The organism is Oleiphilus sp. HI0132, from assembly GCF_001635845.1.
In genome coordinates, this window is sequence record NZ_LWGJ01001497.1 from 1 (window position 1) to 793 (window position 793).

The following is a 793-nucleotide window of genomic DNA, read 5'->3' on the forward strand; positions in this document are numbered from 1 at the left end:
TAACGTCAACATTGTGTGGTCTAGTGACAAAATTGTGTTGTGGTGGGTTAAAGGGTGGGTGATGCTTATTTCAGTAACTTATAATGTCTGTTGAATAGCTCTACCCAGCTTTCCAGCTTATCTGCATTGCCAATGCGTTTACCTTCCTGACCTCTAATCTTCGAAAGCCATAAGCCTTCACCGTTGAAGCTGTATACAGGTGCCAGGTCGGTACGTTGGCCTGCTGGTTTTATTTCATTAATCAGGTTGTCGAGAATGAGGGGTTCAGCGTCTGGAGTCGGGTAATAGGCGAGGACCATGTGAGCCTGGTTCAGCTCAAGCGCTTTGACGTAGGTGATTTTTATCATGTCATCAGGGATTCCCATTTCCCGAAGCGTAAAGTACTTTGCAATTGAGAAGTCCTCACAGTCGCCAGCATTGGTTGCCAAAAACTCTAATGGCGTTGCCCAATAATCTTCCTTATTCCATTGTTCTTGATCGGATACGAACTTCACTCTATTAAAGAACTGGTTTACAAGTTTTAGCTTTTGTTGATGGGTAATGTTTTGTTTGTAATTAGCGATTCTTTCCCATTGCTGGAGTCGGCTAACAGCGTCCTGGCCGAAGCGCTGGTCAATAAAATCGAGAACTTTAGAGTTAAGGTCTAGGGCTGAGGCGCAGGTCGTAATAAAAAAAATTATGACAACCCGCTTGTAAATCGGGGTCCTTAAAAGAGTGAGGCCTAAGCAATAGCTATTGAATATCGGAGTCATTGTGACTTATTGGTTTACTCTATTTTTAAGCATTCGCTTCC

At 43.3% G+C, this 793-nt stretch carries 1 protein-coding gene; it reads right to left on the reverse strand.

Annotation, left to right across the window (positions count from 1 at the left end; all coding sequences use genetic code 11):
- Positions 1-65 precede the first annotated feature (65 nt).
- Positions 66-752: a transglutaminase-like cysteine peptidase gene (locus tag A3766_RS23145; RefSeq protein WP_082907191.1), complete on the reverse strand. Its 687-nt coding sequence runs from the start codon at positions 750-752 to the stop codon at positions 66-68.
- Positions 753-793 lie beyond the last annotated feature (41 nt).

Coding starts and splice junctions, on each gene's coding strand:
- A3766_RS23145 (WP_082907191.1), bottom strand. CDS start 752: ATGACTCCGATATTCAATAGCTATTGCTTAGGCCTCACTCTTTTAAGG.